The sequence below is a fragment of the Agathobaculum desmolans ATCC 43058 genome, assembly GCF_000701665.1.
GTDB lineage: Bacteria > Bacillota > Clostridia > Oscillospirales > Butyricicoccaceae > Agathobaculum > Agathobaculum desmolans.
The window spans coordinates 17,333-39,739 of the sequence record NZ_JNJN01000026.1; the positions used below are offsets into that span (position 1 = coordinate 17,333).

Below are 22,407 nucleotides of genomic sequence, written 5' to 3' on the forward strand. Positions count from 1 at the left end.
GTATGCGGGGAATCAGGCGAGCGTATCCATAGCGGCCTGTGCGTGCTTCACGAACAGGGACTGGACTGCTTCCAGCTCGCCCAAGCCGCTGAGCACGGTCGTTACCTCATAGCCGGCGTTTTCAAAGGCGGTCTTCCACGAGTCCTCCTCATCGCCTGCCATATCGTTGTTGGCGTGGTCACCTGCAACGATCATCAGCGGGCGCAGCACGACCTTTTTGCAGCCGCTTTTCTGCACGGCAGCCAGCACATCCTCCAGCGAGGGGGAGGCTTCGACCGTGCCGATGAAGTAATTGGTGTGGCCGGCCCCGGTCAGCATGGCTTGCAGCTTGGCGTATACGCCGTTGGAGGCCGCTTCCGTGCCGTGTCCCATAAAGCAGATGGCGGTTTCGCCGTCATCATATGTTTTGGTCGCGTCGATGATCGCCTGCATCACAGCCTGAAAATCCGCATCGCTGGTCAGCAGCGGCTTGCCGATGGCGATCTGCTCGAACGCATCGCTATACTGTGCGGCTTCTTCGATCAGGTCGTTGTACTCCAAACCGTCCATCAGATGGGTCGGCTGAATGACCAGCTTTTTCACGCCGTTTTCCACAGCGCGGTCGAGCGCTTCACCGACGTTGTCGATGGAAACGCCGTCGCGGGATTTGACGTGGTCAATGATGATCTGGCTGGTAAAGCCGCGGCGCACGGTATAATCCGGGAAGGCCTGCTCCATGGCCTGTTCGATCGCACCGATGGTCAGGCGGCGGCTGTCGTTATAGCTGGTGCCGAAGCTGACAACCAGCAGCTCGTTTTCACCGATCTCATTCTGGTTGCGGGGATCGTCCAAGCTTGCATCACCTGTTTCGTAGTTTTCTTCCGGGTCGGCCTGTGCGGCAGGGCCGCCGTCTGCGGGGGGCGTTTGATTGCTGCCGCAGCCGGACAGCAGGGCGGCGAGCATGGAAGCCGTCAGCATCCATGCGCTGATTTTGTTGTGTTTCATTTGTTTTCCTCCTTAATATGCCGGAGCTGTCCGGCAGCACATTGTATCCGGCAGCCGCAAGGCGGACAGGAAAAACAAACCCCTTTTCCCGCGCGGCGCGGAGAAAGGGATCGCAGTAAAACACAGCGGTTTCAGTACGATCAAGCCCTCGTGATCCGGAATGTTGTTCCTGTACCAACAGACGGCAGGTTTCCTGGCTCGCAGATCGACACGCACGCCTGCCTTCCCGATCGGTCGATCAGTGGCGGAAATTCCAAAGACGTACGCTCCCTGCTTACAGTGACGAGATCGCACAGGTTTTGCACCTGTTTCCCCTTTACCCCTGACGTTTCCGCAAAGCGGAAAGCAGGGCACCGGCTGTTCGCTTCCTATGCAGTTGTACCGCGCCCGCAGGGGGGACGGTTTTCCGATATGCCACATTATACTACATCGCAGAACAGGGTGCAACGCATTTTGCGGAGAAAACACAGCAAAGCCGGAGGAAAGCGGATGACAGGCTCCCTCCGGCGCAAACGGCAGTTTATAATTTGGATAAAAGCTGCTTGAGCCATGCCTCGTTCATGGCAGGGGTATCGCGCAGCGGAAAGTCCAGCCCCATCCGGTCATATTTTTCGATGCACAGCTTGTGGAAAGGCAGAAATTCGAGCTTTTCCAGATTGGGACAGCTTTCGGCGCGTGCTTTGACCAGACGCAGATGCTCCGGATCATCGGTCAGGCCGGGTACGACCACATGCCGCACCCAGAGCGGCACGCGTTTCATCGCGGTAAGCTGCAAAAAGCGTTCGACCTGCGCAAGGTCGGCGCGGCAGTAGCGCCGGTAGTCCGCTGCGGTGAGGAATTTCAGATCGCACAGCACCAGATCGGTGTGCCGCAGCACGCGCTCGGCCGCGGCGGTTGGGCAGCCGGTGCCGGAGGTATCCAGCGCGGTGTGTACGCCCTGCTCATGCAGCTTTTGAAAGAATTCTGCGACAAAGGGCGCTTGCAGCAGCGGTTCACCGCCCGAAACGGTCACGCCGCCGCCGTTTTTCCAATAGGGGCGGAAGCGCAGCACACGGCGCACAAGTGCATCCGTGTCGATTTCTTCCCCGCCGGTGGGGTCCCATGTATCCGGATTGTGGCAGTAAACGCAGCGCAGCGGACAGCCTTGCAGAAATACCACACAGCGCACGCCTGGCCCGTCTACCGCGCCAAGGGACTGGATGGAATGGATGCGTCCGGTCATCAAGTCACAACCTTTCATACAAATGATGCGTGCAGGGGATGCTTTTGCAAAGCAAAGGACATTCCGTCTGCGCGGCGGGCGCACAAGAGGGGAGACACCGATGGTTTCTCCCCTCTTGCGAATCATCCCGCTTCCTTCAGGACGCGCTGCGCGCGTAAAAGTAAAGTACCTGTTTCCGGCTGCCGCCCGGTCCGCAGGATCAGAACAGCGTTTCCGGGGCGCACCCCGGAATCCGCTTTGGGCAGGCGGCATCGGTTTTTCGGGGGAGAGGCGGCCTGCCCGCAGGGAGGGGGAAATCAGATCGCTTCGTGGAAGGTGCGGGAAATGACTTCGCGCTGCTGCTCACGGCTGAGCTTATAGAAGTTGACCGCATAGCCCGATACGCGGATGGTCAGGTTGGGATACTGCTCGGGATGCTCATAGGCGGCCAGCAGCGTATCGCGGTTGAGCACGTTGACATTCAGGTGGTGTGCGTTTTGCGCAAAATAGCCGCCCATGATAGCCACGAGATTGTCCACCCGCTCTGCATCGGTTTTGCCGAGTGCGCCCGGGGTGATCGAGAAGGTGTTGGAAATACCGTCGCGGCAGTAATCGTAGCTGAGCTTGGCGACGGAGTTGAGCGAGGCCAGCGCGCCCGACTGGTCGCGGCCGGACATCGGGTTGGCGCCCGGTGCGAGCGGCTCGCCGCGGCGGCGGCCGTCCGGGGTATTGCCGGTTTTTTTGCCGTACATCACGTTGGAGGTGATCGTCAGGATGGACAGGGTATGGACCGCGCCGCGGTACAGCGGGAACTGCGTCAGCGCCTGATAGAATTTTTCTACCTGCTCGCAGGCGATGGCATCCACGCGGTCGTCATCGTTGCCGAACTTGGGGAAGTCCCCCTCAATCGCAAAATCGACGATGATGCCGGTGTTTTCGTCGCGGATGGGACGAACCTTGGCGTATTTGATCGCAGAAAGCGAATCCGCCATGCAGCTCATGCCTGCAATGCCGAAGGCCATCAGGCGGCGTACATCGGTGTCGTGCAGTGCCATCTGGCTGCTTTCGTAGGCGTATTTATCGTGCATATAGTGGATGGTGTTCATAGCGGAGATATAAGTTTTGGCCAACCACGGACGGTAAAAGTCGATGCGGCGGCAAACCTCGTCATAGTCGAGCACGTCACCCTCCATGACCGGCAGCGCGGGGCCGACCTGCTCGAGCTTGTTTTCATCGCGGCCGCCGTTGATCGCCATCATCATAAGCTTGGCGATGTTGGCACGCGCACCGAAGAACTGCATATCCTTGCCCACGCGCATGGCGGAAACACAGCAAGCGATGGCGTAATCATCCCCGTAATAGGGGCGCATCACGTCGTCGTTCTCGTACTGCAGCGCATCTGTGTCGATCGAAACCTTGGCGATGAATTTCTTCCAGTTTGTGGGTAACTGCTCGCTCCACAGAACGGTCAGGTTCGGCTCGGCGGCAGGGTTCAGGTTGTACAGGGTGTTGAGCATACGGTAGCTGTTGCGGGTGACCATATGGCGGCCGTCCTCGCCGATGCCGCCGACTGCTTCGGTGATCCACATCGGGTCACCGCCGAACAGTTCGTTGTATTCGGGGGTGCGCAGGTGGCGCGCCATGCGCAGGTGCAGCACAAAATCATCCATGATTTCCTGCGCTTCGCTTTCGGTCAGGATACCGGCCTTGATATCCCGCTCAAAATAGATATCGAGGAAGGTGGAGGTGCGGCCAAGGCTCATTGCCGCGCCGTTCTGCTCCTTGATGCCTGCGAGGTAGCCGAAGTACAGCCACTGCACGGCTTCCCGGGCGGTTTCCGCCGGGCGGGCGATATCGTACCCGTAGGATGCCGCCATTTTGATCATATCGCGCAGCGCCTTGATCTGGTCGCTCAACTCTTCGGCGGTGCGGATCTGCGCCTCGGTGGTCGGCACTTCGCCGAGCGCATCCTTGTCGCGCTGCTTTTCCGCGATCAGACGGTCAACGCCGTAGAGCGCCACGCGGCGGTAGTCGCCGATGATGCGGCCGCGGCCGTAGGCGTCCGGCAGGCCGGTCAGCAGGCCGACATGGCGCGCCTCGCGCACATCCTTGGTGTAGGCGGCAAATACGCCGTCGTTATGGGTTTTGTGATATTTGAACTGCTCCTCGATCTGCGGGGAGACCTCATATCCGTACTGCTTGCAGGCGTCGCGCACCATGCGCATCCCGCCGAACGGATTGCAGGCGCGCTTGAGGGGTTCGTCGGTCTGCAGGCCGACGATGATCTTGCGCGCCCGGTCAAGGTAGCCCGGGCCGAACGCCGTGATGTTGATGACGGTTTCCGTGTCGATGCTGCGCACGCCGCCCTTTTCACGCTCTTCGGCGAGCAGCGCGTCAAACTGCGCGCGCACCGCCTGCGTGCGGTCGGTCGGCCCGGCGAGAAAGCTGCCGTCGCCGTCATAAGGGGTGTAGTTTTTCTGGATGAAGTCGCGGACGTTGATCTCCTTCTGCCAATCGCCGCTTACAAAGGTATTCCATGCGTTTGCCATGATGCAGTTCTCCTTTTTTGTGCGGCTGCCCATTTGCAAATAAAAAAGGGCAGCATAATAATAGGCGCTCCCTGTTTCCCGGTGGTTTGCATTCCACCTTAAGTCCGTCAGTTGCAGGGAACCTGTCTTGCTTTAGCATAGCATAAAAAACACGGGCAGGCAACCAACGAAGCGCACAAATATTTTCGTCCGAAACCGGCATAAACAGGAGAAGATGCCGAAAAAAATAGGCGGGCAGATGGGTGAAAAAATCTTCACAAGCGGCGAAAAAAGGGGTATCATAAAGGTAATCAAACGATACAGGAGGCGACACGAATGAAAATCGGTATGTTGACGAGCGGCGGCGACTGCCAGGGTCTGAATGCGGCGCTGCGCGGCGTGGCAAAGACCCTGTACAACGAGCTGGGCAATAAAGTGACCATTTACGGCATTCGGGACGGATACCGCGGCCTGATCGAGGGCGATTACCATGTGATGAGCCCCAAGGATTTTTCCGATATCCTGACGGTGGGCGGCACGATCCTCGGCACCTCGCGCCAGCCGTTTAAGGAGATGCAGAAGGCCAAGGAGGACAGCGAGGAGACCAAGCTCGAAAAAATGCTCAAAACCGTGCGTGACGAGGGCTTCGACTGCCTCGTGATCCTCGGCGGCAACGGCACGCATAAAACCGCCAATCTGCTCAGCCAAAACGGTGTGAACGTGGTGACCCTGCCCAAGACCATCGACAACGACCTGTGGGGCACCGAACTGACCTTCGGCTTCCAGTCCGCGATCGATATCGCCTCTGCGGTGATCGATTCCATCCACTCGACCGCGTTCTCCCACTCGCGCGTGTTTATTGTGGAGGTTATGGGGCACAAGGCCGGATGGCTGACGCTGTATGCCGGCATCGCTTCGGGGGCGGATGTGATCGTCATTCCCGAGATCCCGTACAGCGCCAAGGCGATCGCCAAAGCGATCCAAAAGCGTGAGCAGAGCGGCAAGCGCTTTTCCATCCTTGCGGTGGCAGAGGGCGCGGTCAGTCAGGAAGAAGCCAAAATGAGCAAAAAGGAGTTTAAGGCGGCGCGCGAAAAAATGCCGTATCCGTCCATCTCCTACCGCATTGCGGACGAGCTGCGCGAGCTGACCGGGCAAGAGATCCGCGTGACCATCCCCGGGCATTACCAGCGCGGCGGCGCGCCTTGCCCGGCAGACCGGCTGCTGACCAGCCGTTTCGGTGTGGCGGCGGCGCAGCTCATCCGGGAGAAAAAATACGGCTATATGGTCGCGCTGCAAAACGACCGCATCGTGCCGGTGCCGCTGTCCGAGGTGGCGGGCAAGCTGAAAACCGTGCCGCCCGATGGGGAAGTAGTGCGCGCGGCGCGTGCGCTCGGCCTTTCGATGGGTGACTGAAAAAGACGTGTGTATACCTTATTATATATAAGGGGTTTTTCACCGCCTGCGGGCAGCGGGGGATTTCGCCCGCTGCGGCGGGCGGGAGACGATGCCGCACGCGCGGCAGGCGCACAAGGGGGGGAAGCCTCTCAAAATAAAAAGCCCGCACTCTTTTCAAAGAGTGCGGGCAGGATGCGTGGTGCCGCCAGCCGGAATCGAACCGGCACAGTATCGCTACCGGGGGATTTTAAGTCCCCTGCGTCTACCAGTTCCGCCATGGCGGCATGATATGATTATAACAGACCGGATGCGGGCTGTCAAACCGGAACATGCGGAAAGTGCCGGCGGGGACGGAAAATGTATACCTTATTATATATGGCAGCCGGCAGCGGTGGACAGGCTGCCGCTGTTTTTTTGATGAGAAGTATGGAAAAAATAAAAAAAGGCTTGACCCTGCCGTTGCGTCAACCGGTATACTGAAAGCAGATGAGGAGGGAAAGCAATGGAATACAGCATTCACGCGCTGGCGGAGCTGGCCGGCATCAGCACGCGCACCCTGCGGTATTATGATTCGATTGGCCTGCTGCATCCGTGCGGTGCAACGGCGGCTGGCTACCGTCTGTACGGTCCGCGTGAAGTCGATCTGCTGCAGCAGATCTTGTTTTACCGGGCGCTGGGTGTGCCGCTGCGTGAGATCGCCCGTATCGTGCAGGCGGATGATTTCGACCGGCTGACGGCACTGCGCTCGCATTTGTCCGCACTGTATGCACGGCAGGCGCAGACAAGTGCCCTGATCGAGACCGTACAGAAAACCATTCACACGCTGGAGAAAGGAGATACGATGCAGGATAGAGAAAAGTTTGAGGCATTTAAGCAGCGCATCGTGCAGGAAAATGAGGCGCAGTACGGCGCGGAGGTGCGCGCCCGCTATGGTGATGCGCAGGCGGATGCGGCCAATGCCCGTCTGCTTGGTATGAGTGAGGCGGATTACGAACGCTTTGAAGCCCTGAAGGAGGAAGTGCAGCAGGCGCTTGAGCAGGCGGTGCGGCACGGCAGCGATCCGGCCGGGCCGGAGGGGGAGCGCATCGTGCGGCTGCACAAAACGTGGCTGGGGATGACGTGGAAGGAGTACAGCGCCGAGGCGCATCAGGCGCTTGCCGAAGGGTATGTGACGGATGAACGCTTTGCCGCGTATTATGACCGGCGTTTGCCGGGCTGCGCCCGCTTTTTATGTGATGCGGTGCAGCACTGGGCAAAATAAGGCTGTTGGGTTGTAAAAAGTGAAAATCACCGCCTGAAGTGCACAAAAAACGAGGTGAAAAATTATATAATCTTCCATTATATAATCTTCCAGATGTATGCAAGACATTTTACGAATTCGCGCAAAAGCCCTTGCATTGACAGATAGATATTGTATAATTTATATAGATAACGTGCGCTGCTGCCAGCGCAGTTAAATAACAGGATGAGGTGATCCCAATGGATTTTATGTCGGAATATAAGCGTTGGTTGGAAAATCCCGCTCTTTCCGAAGAAGAGCGTGCGGAGCTGAAAGCTGTCGAGCAGGATCGGGAAGAGGTGGAGAGCCGCTTTTTCGCGCCGCTGTCCTTCGGTACGGCGGGTCTGCGCGGTGTGCTCGGCGTCGGTCTGAACCGGATGAACCGCTTTACGGTCGGGCAGGCGGCACAGGGTCTTGCCAACCTGATCGTGTCCAACGGCAAGTCTGCCATGGACCGCGGTGTTGCTATCGCGTATGACAGCCGCCATTTCTCGGCGGAGTTTGCCCGTCAGTCTGCCTGCATCCTCGCGGCAAGCGGGATCAAAACCCTGCTGTTCGATGAGCTGCGTCCCACGCCGGAGCTTTCGTTTGCGATCCGCCATTACGGCTGCATTGCGGGCATCAATATCACCGCCTCCCACAACCCCAAGGAGTATAACGGCTACAAGGTCTATTGGGAGGACGGTGCCCAGCTTCCCCCCGCGGAAGCCGACGTGGTCGCCAAGGAAATGGCGGCGACCGATATCTTCACCGGTGTACGCACGGGTGACTACGATGCTTTGGTGGCCAGCGGCATGATCCGTATTCTGTCGGCGGAAACTGACGAAGCGTATCTGGACGAAGTCATCAAGGTGGCGGTCAATCCGGACTGTGTGAAGCAGGTAGCGGACGAGTTTAAGCTGGTTTACACCCCGTTCCACGGCGCGGGCTATCGTCTGGTACCGGAGATCCTGCGCCGCCTCGGCTATAAGCACATCATCTGCGAGCCCGAGCAGATGAAGATCGACGGTGATTTTCCGACGGTCAAAAACCCCAATCCGGAATACAAGGAAGGTTTCACACTTGCCATTGAACTGGCTAAGCAGAACGATGTCGATTTGATCATCGGCACCGATCCGGATGCAGACCGCACCGGTATTATGCTGAAGGATAAAACCGGCGAGTATGTCACGCTGTCGGGCAATCAGGTGGGCGTTTTGCTGACCGATTATATCATTACTGCCAAAAAACTGACAGGCACCATGCCCAAGCACCCGGCGGTACTCAAAAGCATTGTAACCACCGAAATGGCGCGTGCCGCGGCAGAAAAAAACGGTGTGGCGTGCTTTGATACTTTTACCGGCTTTAAGTTCCTGGCGGAAAAGATCAAGCAGTTTGAAAAGAGCGGATCGCACCGTTATATCTTCGCCTTTGAGGAGAGCTACGGTTATCTGTGCGGCGATTATGCCCGTGATAAGGATGCGGTCACCGCTTCCATGCTGATTGCAGAGATGGCGGCTTATTACCGCACGCAGGGCAAGACCCTGTATGACGCAATGGAGGAGATGTACGAAAAGTACGGCTACTATTGCGAGCAGACCATTTCGATCACCATGCCGGGCGTATCCGGCCTGCAGCGCATGAAGGAGCTGATGGCTGAGCTGCGCGCGCAGCCGCTGACGCAGATCGGCCCGGACAAGGTCGAGTTCACCCGCGATTATATGCCGGGCACCCGCACCTGCATGGCGGACGGCGCGGCGGAAGAGATAGAGCTGAAGGGGCAGAATGTAATGTACTACGAGCTGGAAGGCGGTACGACGTTCATCATCCGTCCCTCCGGCACTGAGCCGAAGGTTAAGGTTTATATTATGGCGAAGGGCGCGGACAAGGCGGAGGCTGCCGCCAAGGTGGATGCGCTGGCTGCCGCAGCGAAGGAGATCGTTCAGTAAAAAATAATGGTTCCAACAAGGGCGTGCGCCGGGTTCCGACGCACGCCCTTGCGGCATTTTGGAGGGATTGATATGGCACGTATCCTGCCGAGAGTGCTGGCAGGGCTTGCGCTATCCGCTGTGGTGATGGGCGGAACGGCTTGGGTAGAGCATGTGGTTGTGCCGGGGAGCATTCCGGGATTGGCGGAATTTGCGCAGCAGCTTCCCCATGCGGTGCGCTTTGACTGCGAGATCGACCGAAGCGGGGTGGATGGACAGACGCCGCCGCAGTATACCGTCCGGGCGTATGATCGGAACCACCGTCTGGTCGGTACTCTATGGGCGGGCGGGGAACTGTCCACAACCTGTATGGAAACTCTGCAATATGATGCTGCGGGAAACTGCACCGGCAGTACCTATCACGGCGGGGACGGTACGGTTTCGCAAACGCGCTTCGCCTATGATGGACAGGGGCGGAAGCACGTGGAGGAACGGTATCGGGAGGGGATGCTGGAGTATGCTGCGTTCTATACTTATATGCCACAGGCGGACGGCACATGGCTGTGTCGAATGGCGGAGCACGGTAAAGCGCGCGGCATGATCGAGAATAGCTGGGTCACTGACTATGCGGGCAGAATGCTGTATATGCAAAGCCCGAATGGTGTGTTTTGCATGGAATCGGCCTATGATGAAAAGGGTCGGGAAACGCATACCGTGATACGGAAGTATGGTGTTGTTGATCAGGAAAATTTCTACACGTATATCGACGCACCGGATGGCAGCGGGACATGTACGGAAGAATATTACAGCGCTGGGGTACTCGCGCTGCGCATCAAACGGATCTTTGATGCGCAGGGGATCTGCATTCGGGAAATTTATACAGGTGATACCGCGGGCAATGGTGAAACCGTGCGCACGGTACGGACGCTGAAGCGGTAAGGAGGAAAGATAGAAATTATGCCGAAGGTATTGGAGGTTTGCGCGGATTCGGTGGAAAGCGCGGTCACGGCGGCGCGCAGCGGCGCTACGCGGATCGAGCTGTGCAGCGCACTGGCGGCGGGCGGGCTTTCACCGGATGAGGACATGTACCGCATGGTGCGCGAGCGGGTGGATATTCCGGTGCGGGTGCTCCTGCGCCCGCGCAGCGGGGATTTTCTGTATTCGGATGCGGAGTATGAGCTGCTGCGGCGGCAGGTGCGGCGGTTTGCCGCGCTCGGCGCGGATGGTGTGGTGATCGGCATTCTGCGGGAGGACGGCACGCTGGACGCGGCGCGCATGGCGGGGCTGATCGAGTTGGCAGGCGGATGCGGGGTGACGCTGCACCGCGCGTTTGACGTATGCCGTGATCCGCTGGAGGCGCTGGAGACCGCGCGGGCGCTCGGCGTGGATACCATACTGACCTCAGGACAGCAGGCGGCGTGCACGCAGGGGGCGGCACTGCTGCGGCAGCTGGTGCAGGCCGCGCGGGGAAAACCGCAGATTTTGATCGGCGCGGGGGTGAACGCTGCGGTCATCCGCCGCTTACAGCCGCAGACCGGCGCAGATGCGTTCCACCTTTCCGCCAAGCACACGGTGGAGAGCGGTATGCGTTTCCGCCGGGAGGGCGTGCCGATGGGGCAGCCCGGTCTCAGCGAATTTGCGATCGTGCGGTGCGATGGGGCGGCGGTGCGAGCCGCACGGGCGGCGCTGGATGCCCTGTGTCCCGCTTAAAACAGCAGCCAGCCCGCGGAACGGTAGTCGGTTCCGCGGGCTGGTTTGGCTATGTGGGTTATTCGTCGGCTTCGTGGTCGCGCTGCTCTTCGCGCTTGAGCTTTTGCTCGTTGGCATAAACGCGGCTTTGCAGGCGGCACAGCTCCTGCGCAAGCGGGTCGGGCAGATGGATCTGGTCGAGATCGTAGGAGGGGCTGGATACCCGCAGGCCGTCGATCTTGACCACACGTGCCTTCACGCCGACCACGGTCGAGCCGGGCGGGACCTCCTGCAGCACAACGGCATTGGCGCCGATGCGGCTGTTGTCGCCCACCTTAAACGGGCCGAGCACCTTGGCGCCGGTCGAGATCAGAACATTGTTGCCGATGGTTGGATGGCGCTTGCCGGTATCGTGTCCCGTGCCGCCAAGGGTGACGCCGTGGTAGATCGTGCAGTCATCGCCGATCTCGGCGGTTTCGCCGATGACGATGCCCATGCCGTGGTCGATAAACAGACGGCGGCCGATGGTCGCGCCGGGGTGGATCTCAATGCCGGTCAGGTGGCGGGCAAACTGGCTGAGCCAGCGCGCCAGAAAGAATCGCTTGTGCTGATAGAGCCAATGCGCCTGCCGGTGCAGGATCAGGGCGTGAAAGCCCTGATAGAGAAGGAAAACCTCCAGTGTGGTGCGCGCAGCAGGGTCGCGGTCGCGGATAGAACGCGCATCGTCTAAAAGCCCTTTGAAGATCATAAAAATCATCCTATCAAAACAGTGTGAATTGCGGGGTATTTATCATTATAGACGCTTTGCGGCGAAAATTCAAACACTACGTTGAAATCTGCGGAAAAAGTGGTATAATGTAAGAAGATTTTTCTGAACGAGGTAAGAAAATTATGAAAATTACTGTCATGGGGCTGGGCTATATCGGCCTGCCCACCGCGATCACACTGGCGGAGGCCGGTTTTGAGGTTTGCGGCTTCGACGTAAATGAAAAAACAATAGAAACGCTGCAGGGCGGCCATATCCATATTGTTGAGCCGGGGCTGCAGCAAGCGTTTGAAACGGCAGTCAGCCATGGGCATCTGCATTTCTCAAGCGAGCTGGCTCCGTCCGATGTATTTTACATTGCAGTGCCCACACCGTTTTATCAGGATGAGACCGGTACGCATAAGGCAGATCTCAAGTTTGTCGAGTCCGCCGGCCGGATGGCGGGCAAGCTGCTTGCGCCGTCCAATCTGGTGATTCTCGAATCCACCGTGCCGCCGCACACCAGCGAAATGCTCGCCCGTGTGCTTTCGGAAGAATCCGGCATCCCGATGGAGGAGATCCATGTGGCGCACTGTCCGGAGCGGGTCATCCCGGGTAATATGATGTATGAGCTGAAGAACAACGACCGCATCGTCGGCGCGCGCACGCCCGAAGCGGCTGAAATGGCGGCCGCCATTTACGAAAAGGTGCTGGATAAGGGGATCGTCCACAAGACCGACGACCTGACTGCCGAAATGTGCAAGCTGACCGAAAACACCTTCCGCGATGTCAACATCGCCTATGCAAACGAGCTTTCGGTCATCTGTGATAAAATGGGCATCGATGTATTCGAGCTGATCAAATTGGCCAACTGCCATCCGCGCGTCAATATCCTGACGCCGGGCGTCGGCGTCGGCGGACACTGCATCGCGGTCGATCCGTGGTTTATTTACGAGCAGTTCCCGGCGGAGGCCAAGGTGATCCTTGCCGCGCGTGAGCGCAATGAAAACAAGCCCCGCTTTGTGGCGAACAAGGTGGTTTCCGAGCTGGGTAAGGTGACGGATACCGTCGGTGTGCTCGGCTTGTCCTATAAGCCGGATGTGGACGATATGCGCGAGTCCCCCTCGATCGAGCTGTGCCACATTTTGCAGGAGAAGGGCGTAAACGTCATCGCCTGCGAGCCGTTCTCGCAGGAAAGTGCGGTGCAGGGCATCCCGAACGTCTCCTTTGAGGAGGTTTTAGCCAAGGCGGATTATCTGGTGATTACGCTGGGTCATACTCTATTCAAAGATAACAAAAAGTTGATTGCCGAAAAGCCGCATTACGACTGTGTCGGTCTAATGGAGTAAGCGGAACAAAAAGCGGTGCAGCATGAAAACTGCACCGCTTTTATATGGGGCGTGCTGCGGTTCGCCAGATGGTATAATTGTGACTTTTTTGTGATTATCCTTGTATCAGCAGCGCAAAGGTGCTATACTGATTAAAGTTTGTTTTAGTTTTTGATAGCAAGGAGAATCGTAACATGAGCAAATGGGTGCAGCGCGCGGTCGCGCTGGTCGTGATGCTGGCTGTTGTGATGGGCGCTACGGTGTGGGGCTCGGCCGGTATGGTGATAAACTACGAAAAACCGCAGACAGATGCGCCGGTCGTTATGACGATCAACGGCGAGGAAGTCCATGCGGACGAGTATGCGGGCTACATGCAGCTGATTCTGCTGAACACCGTGTCTACTTATCAGCAGTATGCGCAGATGTTCGGTATGGAGGGCGAGTATACCATTGACTCGATCGGTAAGGAAATGGGCCCCTACCTGTACGAAAACGTTAAGGGGCAGATAGCCTATCTGTATGTGGCGCGCCAGAAGCTGGCGGAAAACGGTCTTGAAGTGCCCTTTGCGGCTCGCAAGGCGCTGAAGCGGACCCGTCAGTCTATGATCGATCAGCTCGGCGGGGAGGAGAATTATCTCAACTTCCTTGCGGAAAATGGTTTTTCCGATCTGGGTTACTGCAACATGAGCTATTCGCAGGAGTGCATCAATACGCTTGGCGAGTATTTCTTTGGTGAAAACGGCGCTGCCGCGCCGAGCGAAGAAGAACTGATGCAGTATTTCCGCGACAATTATCTTGCCGCCAAGCATATCCTGATCTCGATGACCGACTCCACTACCGGCGAACAGATCCGCACGGAGGAGGAGGCCAAGGCCGAGGCGCAGAAGATCCTTGACCGGCTGCATGCAGGGGAGGACTTCGATGCCCTGATGCAGGAAAACAGCGAGGATCCCGGCCTGTCGGGCAATCCGGACGGCTATATCTTCACCGAGGGTGAGATGGTAACCGCGTTCTACGACGCAGCCAAGGCGCTGGGTGAAGATGAGGTATCCGGTTTGGTGAAATCGGATTACGGTTATCATATTATCAAGCGTGTGCCGGTGGATTACGAAGGTCAGTTTGAAAATTACAAGAATGCGCTTACCACGGCGGTCAGCGGCACGATTGAAGATCTGATGAACCAGTGGATTAAGGAAGCGGATGTGCAGACCACCGAGGTGTTCGATCAGATCACCTATCAGAACCTGCGCGAGTACCTGCCGGCGGACGTGCAGGCGCGTCTGGCGGCGTTCGATGCCGTGGCATCCATGCAGATCCCGGCGGACGGCGAGGAGCAGACCGAGCAGCCGCAGGAATAAGGACAGGGACTGCCGGCAGTTCGTATGAGCGGCGTTTGGAAGATCCTCATTGTAAATGGAACAGATAAAAAGTCAGGCTCATGTCCTGACTTTTTATGCATTTGCGCGCAAATACTGTTTGATGCGCGTATGATTGACACCCATCGCTACAATACTTTTTCGGCAAGCTGAAGTCAGGCATATAGCCTGACTTTTATGCTTTAAGAGCGGAATTACTTCCGTAAGGGGATTGTTTTTTTGGATGACACCCGGCGAGACTGCACTGCCGCTTGCCCTGCTCAGCGGTTTTCCAGCAGCCAGAGAAGGGGCGGACGTTCGAACAGGCTGTCGTGCAGATGGACGAGCGCATCCCATGTGGCGCGGTCGGTTTCACCTGTCGGGGGCAGCAGAAAAGCTTGCTGTGCTTGCCGCACGGCGCGTGCGGTGTCTGTGTCATACACGCCGGTCAGTGGGATCGGGGCGGTATCTGTGAAATGCGGGACGGCAGAGCTGAGCAGCAGCTGCAGGACGAAAACGGCCGGGCCGCGGCTATCTGCCCGCAGTGTGGCATCCGGCGCGGTGGGGAAAAACGCGGGCGCGGCGGGCGGCAGATCGGCGGCAGCAAGGGCAAGATAGCGGTCGTACAGCAGCGTCCACGTGTCGAGATCCGCTGTGCCGGTGACGGGCAGCCCGTTTTGCTGCTGGAAGGCGCGCAGTCCGGCGGAAGTTTCCGGGCCGAAGATGCCGTCCGGTATAAGTGGATGCGGATGACCGCCTGCCTGCTGCACGCGGCGCAGAAAACGCTGCAAATCATAAATGTGCGTGCGGCGCTGGGAATCGGTATACATCAGGCATTTGCCTCCTCTCCGACCGGATAGCCCGGATATTGTCCTTCTGCGGTTTGCGAAGCCCCCAGTACGTTGCGCGCAAGCTGTGCCATGTCCTCCCATGTGAGCGGGCCGATCGCGCCGGTAGGAGGCAGGCCGGCAAGCGACTGGATGACGGCGGCTGCATCCCGCGTGGCCGGGCCAAAGATACCGTCAACCGTGACAGTTGGTACCTGCGGATAGCCGCGTGCGATGATATTGATGAGCATTTGTGCCTGACGGACCGCGTCGCCGCGCATCCCTTCCACCAGAAAGATATCCGGCAGGCCGGCAACCTCTTGCAGCCAGCCCTGTGTGGGCTGGGCGGCCAGTATGGAGCGGTAGGTGGAGACCAGCGCGTTCCAAGTTGTCCGGTCGACTACGCCGGTTTCCGGCAGACCGAGCATCCGCTGGTAGGCAGCTGCGGCGGCGCGGGTCTGCGGGCCGAAGATACCGTCGATCCCGGCTGCCTGCCAGCGGGGGAGCTGATCGTAATATTCGCCGGCTACGGCAAGGAAGTACTGTAAAAGCTGTACGCCCGGCCCGGATGCTCCTTCACGCAGGGTTTCGGGGAACTGACGGGAAATATCCTCCAGCGTCAGCCCCTCGCTGTCCAGCTCGCTCAAACGTTTGACGGTGTTGAACAGAAATGCAAGCCGGTACCACGTGGCCTTGCCGGCGATGCCATCCGGCGTCAGGTTGAACTGCTGCTGGAAGGCGCGGACAGCGCGTTCGGTATCCGCATCATAGATGCCGTCGGCGGGATAAATTTTGGGGATCGTGGGAAAGTTGGTGGAAATGCGGTTTAAGCGGTTCTGGATGGTGCGCACATCTTCGGATACATCTCCCAGCCGGAAAACCGTTCCCGGCCACGAACCGCCTAAGTTGGGGGCGATGGGGGCGTTGCGGATGATGTTGATGTCGTTGCCGTAAAACGACCGCACGATTTCCTCGGCGCTTAATCCCTGCTCGGCCAGCGGCACGGTGCCCCACTGGCTCAGCCCGCCCGGACAGGTGACAGTCGTTCCGTTGCAGTATTGCGCAAACAGCGGCTCGACCGCATTGCCGCGCGTCAGGTAATCATTGAACAGCTCATCTACAAGGGTGGAAATGTTTTCGAAAATATCCCGCCCGGCCACAAAGGATTGATCGTACCGGGTCGAGTTGGTGATATCGAAATCATAACCCTGTGAGCGGTACCATTCGGTAAAAACGCGGTTGAGCGCGTAGGAAACCTGCGCGTAAATGTTGGCGCGGATCGCTTCCTCCGGCCAGGTGGGATAGATTTCGGAGGAAGCGACGTTTTTAATGTATTCGGCGAACGGCACGGTGATATTCTCAGCGGGCGCATCCGGCGGGCCGAGGTGCACGGTGATGGTTTCCGGGATGACGACCGGACGGTCGGGCATAGGGCTTCACTCCTCTCCGGATGGTTCGTTATGGTATAGTGCCTGCGGGCTTTCGGCGGCGGTCAGACCGGGAGATGCGGACGCGCCGGTTTCCCCAAGCGGGATGAGGGCGACGGGCAGTACGGCCGGGATGCCGGGAAACATGGCGATGTGCAGGGCGGTGCGCGGCAGATAGCCGGGGTGGGTCGCTTCGACTGTGTAAACGGCGTAGGGCGTGCCGCCGTCCGGCGTCATCGAGTTGGCGCGCGGCGGGGTGGCAAGCGTCAGCGGCGGGGTCATACCGCTCGCGTCGGTGCGCACGGCGTAAAGCAGGGTGCGCGCGCCGTCCTGATCCGCCGGTGTGGATACCGTGACGGCGGCATCCGCGAGCGGGAGCGCACCCAGCGCGGTGGTAACAACAACACGCAGCACGGCGCTGCCGTCCGTTGTGGCTGGCATAAGCAAGGCCTCCTTGTCAAACAGAGCGGGATATATTATAATAAATAATAAAAGCAGAATACAGGTGAAAGGCAGGTATCACAGCATGCAGGAACAACAAAACTTGCTGTCCCGCTGCGAGGCAGAGGAACAGGCGCTTCAATTCACACAGTTTTCCCGTGCAGATGCGCTGGCGCTTGGTCTTAAGCTGCACGAAAATGCAAAAAAACAGCCGATCCCGGTGGCGGTGGAGATCACGGTCAACGGGCTGGTCGTGTTCCGTTATTTTCCGGACGGCGCGCTGCCGGACAGTGAACTGTGGCTCGCCCGCAAGCGCAACACGGTTGAGCTGATGGAAATGTCCTCGCTGCATTTTCTCGCATGGCTGGAAGCAAATGGTGAAACGGTAGAGGGAAGAAAGCTCGAGCCCAATGACTATGCGGCGGGCGGCGGCGGTTTTCCGATCCGTCTGCGCGGCACGGGCGTGATCGGCTCGGTCTGCGTTTCCGGCTTGCCGGATCATCAGGAGGATCACCGGCTGGTGGTCGATACCCTGCGCGAATGGATCGGCGGGTAACACGCGCTGCGGGATACCGTATTTTTTGATCGGTTTTTGTGTCACGCACTTGTTTTGTACATCGGACCGCCGCAGTGATGCGGCGGTCTCGCGTTGTCCAAAAAGCTTCTTACCAACGCATATCGGCAACCCACGCGGTAGCGCGCATAAAACCGCATTTGCAACGCAAATGCATAAAAAGTCAGGACATGCGCCTGATTTTTTATACGCTGAAAGAGAAAAAGTTTCTATACAGGAACTTTTTGTCGTCTGTGTTTGGCGAAGTCCAAACACAGATTGTCGGAAAAACGAAGTTTTTCGACAGTTTCGGACCGCCGCAGTGATGCGGCGGTCTTTTGCTGCCTGCTGCTGCGCTCAGACCAGCTGCACCTTATAATGGCGGAACCAGTGGTCGAGCTGGATGATATAGGCAAAGATTTGCGGGGTGCGCATCAACTGGCCGTACCATGGCTCGGTCAGGCTTTCGGGCTGCGCCATCAGGGATTCAACAGCGGTGCGGCTAAATAATTGTGCCGCCGGAGAGTCGCTGTCGGCAAAAATACGGCGCACGTAATCCGCGCATAACTGGGTGTAGACCGGGTGGAAGGTTTTCGGATAGGGGCTCTTTTTGCGCCGGACGATTTCTTCGGGCAGTTCGTGTTCGAACGCTTTGCGCACAATGCCTTTTTCGCGGCCGTCGAGCGCCTTGAACGCCCACGGCATATTGTAGGCATACTCGACGATGCGGTGGTCGCAGAAGGGAACACGCACCTCGAGCCCGGAATACATGCTCATACGGTCCTTGCGGTCGAGCAGGGTCGCCATAAACCAGTCGAGGTTCAAAACAAACATTTCCCGCATACGGGCGTCCCGGCGGCTGTCCGTGGACAGCTTGGGTGCGCGGCGGCAGGTGGAGAGATAGTGCTCGCGCACAAATTCTTCGCCGTTTTGGATCAGGCCGGGGGAAAGCAGGCCGAGTCGCAGCCCGATGGACCGCGACCACGGGAAGGTGTCCTCGAACAGGATCTCCTCCCGATGATACCAAGGATAGCCGCCGAACAGCTCATCAGCACATTCGCCGGACAGGCATACGGTCGTGCCGCTTTGCTTGACGGCGGCGCAAAACAGCAGCAGGGAGGAGTCTACGTCTGCCATGCCGGGCAGGCCGCGCGCCTCAGCGGCGGGCAGCAGGGCGGCACACAGGGATGCCGGTTCGATCACTACATTATGGTGGATGGTGTGCAGGGTATCGGCCATGAGTTGAATATACTGATTGTCACTATTTGGCTGAAAATTACTTTTCGTAAAATACTTGTCGTTATCCTGATAATCCACTGACCAAGTGTGCAGCGATTCTCCGCGTGCGGCGCAGTGCTGTGCGGTCAGCATGGAAAGGATGGAGGAATCCAGTCCGCCGGAGAGGAAACAGGCCAGCGGCACATCTGAGACAAGCTGGCGCGCGGCGGCGTCGCAGATCAGCTCGTGGGTGTGCGCGATGGTTGTTTCAAGGTCGTCCGGGTGCTCATGCGCTTCGAGCTGCCAGTAGATGTGGTCGGCATAGGCTTCAGGCGTCAGCACGGCATAGTGTCCGGGCAGCAGAGAGCGGATCTGGCGGAAAATACCGTATGCAGGCGGTCGGGCAGGACCGAGCAGCAGCAGGGCGCGCAGGCCATCCTCATCCACTTCGGGCTGCACCGCAGGATGGCAGAGCACGGTGTCGATCGTCGAACCGAATGCCAGTCCGTCCGCGGTATGCGCATAAAACAGCGGTTTGACCCCCAAACGGTCGCGGCATAGGATCAGCCGCCGTTCGGCCTGCTGCCAGATGGCAAATGCAAAAATACCGTTCAGGCGGGAGAACGCATCCGTACCCCATTCCAGAAAGGCATGCAGCAGCACTTCGGTATCCGAATGACCACGGAAGACATGCCCGTGTGCAGTAAGCGTTTGGCGCAGTTCGGGTGTATTATATAACTCTCCGTTATAAATTAGTATAGTATTGCCATCCGGCGAATACATGGGCTGTGCGCCGCCGGCCGGGTCGATCACGATCAGGCGGCGGTGGACGAGCAGCGCATCCGCGCTGCAAAATTCCCCTTCGGCATCCGGGCCGCGTGGGGCAAGGGTGCGCCGCATGGCGGCGGCAACCGGTTGGTATTGATGCGTATCGTTGGCATAGTCGATCAGACCGCCGATTCCACACATAGTCGGTTCCTCCTTTTGTCAGTCGGCTTTCTCTCTGTTGTATGCGGCGAAAGGGGCAGGTATGTGCGGCAAAAAACGGTAATTTTCGAATGAATTGGGCAGATTATACAAATAGGAGTGTAAAGTCAGGATTTCACCCGGTGTAAATGAACGGAAAAAGAGACAGAAAAATTGTCCGAAATTATTCCATCAAAAGTCTGTTAAATCCTTGACATATCTTTGACAGACAGTATAATATAGATAGACATGCTCCAAAGTAGGGTATCGGCTCAAGGCGCGGCGCGCGGAGCCCATAGGCACCGGCGCTGTGTTTTTTGTGCACACCCGCGAATATTTTTTGGGAGGTATATGGCATGGATTTTAGGCTTACAAAAGAAGAAGCACTGTTCCAGAAGATGTGCCGCGAGTTCGCGCTCAATGAAGTAGAGCCGCTTGCAGCAGAGATCGACGAGCAGGAGCGCTATCCGGAAGAGACTGTACAGAAGCTGATGAAGTACGGCCTGATGGGCATTCAGTTCCCGAAGGAAGTCGGCGGCTCCGGCGGCAACTACGTCATGTACTCGATCGCGATCGAGGAAATGAGCAAGGTTTGCGGCACCACCGGCGGCATCATGTCCGCTCACGGCACGCTGGGCGCGTGGCCGATTTACCACTTCGGCACCCCCGAGCAGAAGGAAAAGTGGCTTCGCCCGCTGATCGAGCCCAAGGAAGGCGCAAAGATCGGCGCGTTCGGCCTGACCGAGCCTAACGCGGGCACGGACTCCGCTGCACAGCAGACCGTTGCTGTTAAGCAGGAGGACGGCTCTTACATCCTGAACGGCACCAAGGTGTTCATCACCGGCGGCGGCCGTGCGGATACTTATGTTATTTTCGCGATGACCGATAAGTCCAAGGGCAACAAGGGCATTTCTGCCTTCATCGTTGACAAGGATGACCCGGGCTTCTCGATCGGCAAGATCGAGCACAAGATGGGCATTCGCGGCTCCCAGACCTCTGAGCTGATCTTTGAGGACGTTCATCTGCCGGCAGACCGTCTGCTGGGCAAGGAGAACGGCGGCTTCAAGATCGCAATGATGACGCTGGACGGCGGGCGTATCGGTATCGCTTCTCAGGCGCTCGGTATTGCGCAGGGCGCGCTGGACAAGGCTGTTCAGTACATGAAGGAGCGCGCACAGTTCGGCAAGACGCTGGACAAGTTCCAGGGCCTGCAGTGGATGGTTGCCGATATGCACACCCAGATCGAGGCTGCCCGTCTGCTGGTCCGCCGTGCGGCGTTCAACCACGATGTCGGCCTGCCGTTCACCAAGGAAGCCGCTATGGCCAAGCTGTACGCTTCCGAGGTCGCTATGGACGTTACCACCAAGTGCGTACAGATCTACGGCGGCTACGGCTACATCCGTGAGTACCCGATGGAGCGCATGATGCGCGACGCCAAGATCACCGAGATCTACGAAGGCACTTCTCAGGTTCAGAGAATGGTCATCGCCGGTCAGGTACTGCGCTAAGGAAAAGGAGGACAACTGAACTATGAAAGCAATCGTTTGTGTAAAGCAGGTTCCGGATACCTCCGGCAAGGTAGCAGTCAATCCCGACGGCACCCTGAACCGTGCTTCTATGGAAACCATCACCAACCCCGATGACCTGAACGCGGTTGAGGCTGCTCTGCAGCTGAAGGATGCAACCGGCTGCAAGGTCGTTGTAATCACCATGGGTCCCCCGCCGGCAGAAGGCATGCTGCGTGAGCTGCTTGCCCGCGGCGCGGACGAGGCCGTACTGGTTTCCGCCCGTGAGTTCGGCGGTTCGGATACCTTCGCTACCTCCCAGATCCTCGCGGCTGCCGTAAACAAGGTCGGCCTTGAGGAGGGCGACATCGTATTCTGCGGCCGTCAGGCGATCGACGGCGACACCGCACAGGTCGGTTCGCAGATCGCGGAGAAGCTGCACATCCCGCAGATCTCCTACGCGGCAGACATTAAGGTAGAGGGCAACACCGTTACCGTAAAGCGTATGCTCGAGGACGGCTATATGACCATCCAGGCCAAGACCCCCTGCCTGCTGACCTGCATCAAGGAGCTGAACACCCCGCGTTACATGTCTCTGAGCGAGATCATGGACTGCTACTCCAAGCCGGTCGAAGTATATGACTACAACACCCTCAAGGACGATCCGCTGATCGATCCCACCACCATCGGCCTGAAGGGTTCTCCCACCAACATCTTCAAGAGCTTCACCCCCCCGCAGAAGGGTCAGGGCAAGATGCTCGAGGGCGCGGATAAGGCGACGGCTGAGACTCTCGCTGCCGAGCTGCTGAAGAAGCACATTATCTAATCGAAAGGAGAAACTATAATGGCTGATTTCAATAACACGAACCTCGCCGATTTCAGCGGCGTATGGGTATTCTGTGAGCAGCGTCAGGGCAAGCTGCAGCCGACCGTGCTGGAGCTGATCAGCGAAGCGCGCAAGCTCGCGGACGATATGGGCACCGAGGTATGCGGCCTGCTGCTGGGCGGCAAGGGCGTAGGCGACGCGATGGCGAAGGAGCTGGGCGCGTACGGTGCGGA

General features: G+C 58.2%; 18 protein-coding genes, 1 tRNA gene, 1 pseudogene and 1 riboswitch. Of the genes and pseudogenes, 11 read left to right on the top strand and 9 right to left on the bottom strand.

The features are described from left to right. Window positions 1-12 precede the first annotated feature (12 nt). From T363_RS0107955 to pflB, 3 genes are all read right to left on the bottom strand, one after another. Entirely contained in the window at window positions 13-984 is a 972-nt protein-coding gene (locus T363_RS0107955) for a sirohydrochlorin cobaltochelatase (RefSeq protein WP_031474912.1), read from the bottom strand. Window positions 985-1,150: 166 nt separating this feature from the next. Further along, window positions 1,151-1,357, bottom strand: a riboswitch (cobalamin riboswitch). A 147-nt stretch (window positions 1,358-1,504) separates the two neighbouring features. Further along, window positions 1,505-2,206, bottom strand: coding sequence for a pyruvate formate-lyase-activating protein (gene pflA / locus T363_RS0107960; RefSeq protein ID WP_031474914.1), 702 nt, complete (start codon window positions 2,204-2,206; stop codon window positions 1,505-1,507). A gap of 296 nt (window positions 2,207-2,502) precedes the next feature. Further along, the gene (pflB, locus tag T363_RS0107965) at window positions 2,503-4,734 is read right to left on the bottom strand and encodes a formate C-acetyltransferase (RefSeq protein WP_031474916.1); all 2,232 of its coding nucleotides are present in this window, start codon (window positions 4,732-4,734) and stop codon (window positions 2,503-2,505) included. A 315-nt stretch (window positions 4,735-5,049) separates the two neighbouring features. On the opposite strand from pflB, the gene T363_RS0107975 reads away from it, so the two are divergent. Beyond that, window positions 5,050-6,126, top strand: coding sequence for a 6-phosphofructokinase (locus T363_RS0107975; protein ID WP_031474918.1), 1,077 nt, complete (start codon window positions 5,050-5,052; stop codon window positions 6,124-6,126). A 179-nt stretch (window positions 6,127-6,305) separates the two neighbouring features. Here T363_RS0107975 and T363_RS0107980 read toward each other — a convergent pair. After that, a tRNA-Leu gene (locus T363_RS0107980) sits at window positions 6,306-6,392 on the bottom strand. Between the two features lie 218 nt (window positions 6,393-6,610). Here T363_RS0107980 and T363_RS0107990 point away from each other — a divergent pair. The 4 genes from T363_RS0107990 (at window position 6,611) to T363_RS0108005 (ending at window position 11,004) form a co-directional block, all read left to right on the top strand. Further along, window positions 6,611-7,369 carry a MerR family transcriptional regulator gene (locus T363_RS0107990; protein WP_031474920.1) on the top strand — a complete coding sequence of 253 codons (759 nt, stop codon included), beginning with the start codon at window positions 6,611-6,613 and terminating at the stop codon, window positions 7,367-7,369. Between the two features lie 218 nt (window positions 7,370-7,587). After that, complete coding sequence (locus tag T363_RS0107995) at window positions 7,588-9,315, top strand: phospho-sugar mutase (protein WP_031474922.1); 1,728 nt, start codon at window positions 7,588-7,590, stop codon at window positions 9,313-9,315. Between the two features lie 72 nt (window positions 9,316-9,387). Then, on the top strand, window positions 9,388-10,233 hold the full coding sequence (locus T363_RS0108000; RefSeq protein WP_031474924.1) for a hypothetical protein: 846 nt from the start codon (window positions 9,388-9,390) through the stop codon (window positions 10,231-10,233). 18 nt (window positions 10,234-10,251) lie between these two features. Then, the gene (locus T363_RS0108005) at window positions 10,252-11,004 is read left to right on the top strand and encodes a copper homeostasis protein CutC (protein WP_031474926.1); all 753 of its coding nucleotides are present in this window, start codon (window positions 10,252-10,254) and stop codon (window positions 11,002-11,004) included. Between the two features lie 58 nt (window positions 11,005-11,062). Here T363_RS0108005 and epsC read toward each other — a convergent pair whose 3' ends face one another. Next, entirely contained in the window at window positions 11,063-11,728 is a 666-nt protein-coding gene (gene epsC / locus T363_RS0108010) for a serine O-acetyltransferase EpsC (RefSeq protein WP_034972013.1), read from the bottom strand. A gap of 146 nt (window positions 11,729-11,874) precedes the next feature. Here epsC and T363_RS0108015 point away from each other — a divergent pair, with 146 nt between their 5' ends. Together T363_RS0108015 and T363_RS15120 are read left to right on the top strand one after the other, a co-directional pair. Beyond that, window positions 11,875-13,077 (top strand): nucleotide sugar dehydrogenase, encoded by a 1,203-nt coding sequence (locus tag T363_RS0108015; RefSeq protein WP_031474930.1) that lies wholly within the window; start codon window positions 11,875-11,877, stop codon window positions 13,075-13,077. A 173-nt stretch (window positions 13,078-13,250) separates the two neighbouring features. After that, the gene (locus T363_RS15120; RefSeq protein ID WP_031474932.1) at window positions 13,251-14,414 is read left to right on the top strand and encodes a peptidylprolyl isomerase; all 1,164 of its coding nucleotides are present in this window, start codon (window positions 13,251-13,253) and stop codon (window positions 14,412-14,414) included. A 278-nt stretch (window positions 14,415-14,692) separates the two neighbouring features. Here the strand turns inward: T363_RS15120 and T363_RS0108025 are convergent, their stop codons facing one another. Genes T363_RS0108025 through T363_RS0108035 form a run of 3 tightly spaced genes read right to left on the bottom strand, consistent with a single transcriptional unit; the run spans window position 14,693 to window position 17,106 of the window. Continuing rightward, on the bottom strand, window positions 14,693-15,241 hold the full coding sequence (locus T363_RS0108025) for a peptidoglycan-binding domain-containing protein (protein ID WP_031474934.1): 549 nt from the start codon (window positions 15,239-15,241) through the stop codon (window positions 14,693-14,695). Continuing rightward, entirely contained in the window at window positions 15,241-16,668 is a 1,428-nt protein-coding gene (locus tag T363_RS0108030) for a peptidoglycan-binding protein (protein ID WP_051643173.1), read from the bottom strand. The genes T363_RS0108025 and T363_RS0108030 overlap by 1 nt, the downstream gene beginning before the upstream one ends. Before the next feature lie 6 nt (window positions 16,669-16,674). Beyond that, complete coding sequence (locus T363_RS0108035; protein ID WP_031474938.1) at window positions 16,675-17,106, bottom strand: hypothetical protein; 432 nt, start codon at window positions 17,104-17,106, stop codon at window positions 16,675-16,677. 85 nt (window positions 17,107-17,191) lie between these two features. On the opposite strand from T363_RS0108035, the gene T363_RS0108040 reads away from it, so the two are divergent. After that, window positions 17,192-17,662: a heme-degrading domain-containing protein gene (locus tag T363_RS0108040; RefSeq protein WP_031474940.1), complete on the top strand. Its 471-nt coding sequence runs from the start codon at window positions 17,192-17,194 to the stop codon at window positions 17,660-17,662. Window positions 17,663-18,016: 354 nt separating this feature from the next. Here the strand turns inward: T363_RS0108040 and asnB are convergent, their stop codons facing one another. Next, a complete protein-coding gene (asnB, locus tag T363_RS0108050) occupies window positions 18,017-19,846 on the bottom strand; it encodes an asparagine synthase (glutamine-hydrolyzing) (protein WP_031474942.1) in 1,830 nt (609 codons plus the stop codon). Between the two features lie 353 nt (window positions 19,847-20,199). Between asnB and T363_RS0108055 the strand changes: the two genes are divergently transcribed. The 3 genes and pseudogenes from T363_RS0108055 to T363_RS0108065 all read left to right on the top strand — a co-directional run. After that, on the top strand, window positions 20,200-21,351 hold the full coding sequence (locus T363_RS0108055; protein ID WP_031474944.1) for an acyl-CoA dehydrogenase: 1,152 nt from the start codon (window positions 20,200-20,202) through the stop codon (window positions 21,349-21,351). A 22-nt stretch (window positions 21,352-21,373) separates the two neighbouring features. Then, entirely contained in the window at window positions 21,374-22,174 is an 801-nt protein-coding gene (gene acrB / locus T363_RS0108060) for an acryloyl-CoA reductase electron transfer subunit gamma (protein WP_031474946.1), read from the top strand. Window positions 22,175-22,192: 18 nt separating this feature from the next. Then, a pseudogene (locus tag T363_RS0108065) lies at window positions 22,193-22,407 on the top strand (acryloyl-CoA reductase electron transfer subunit beta); the annotation flags it as partial.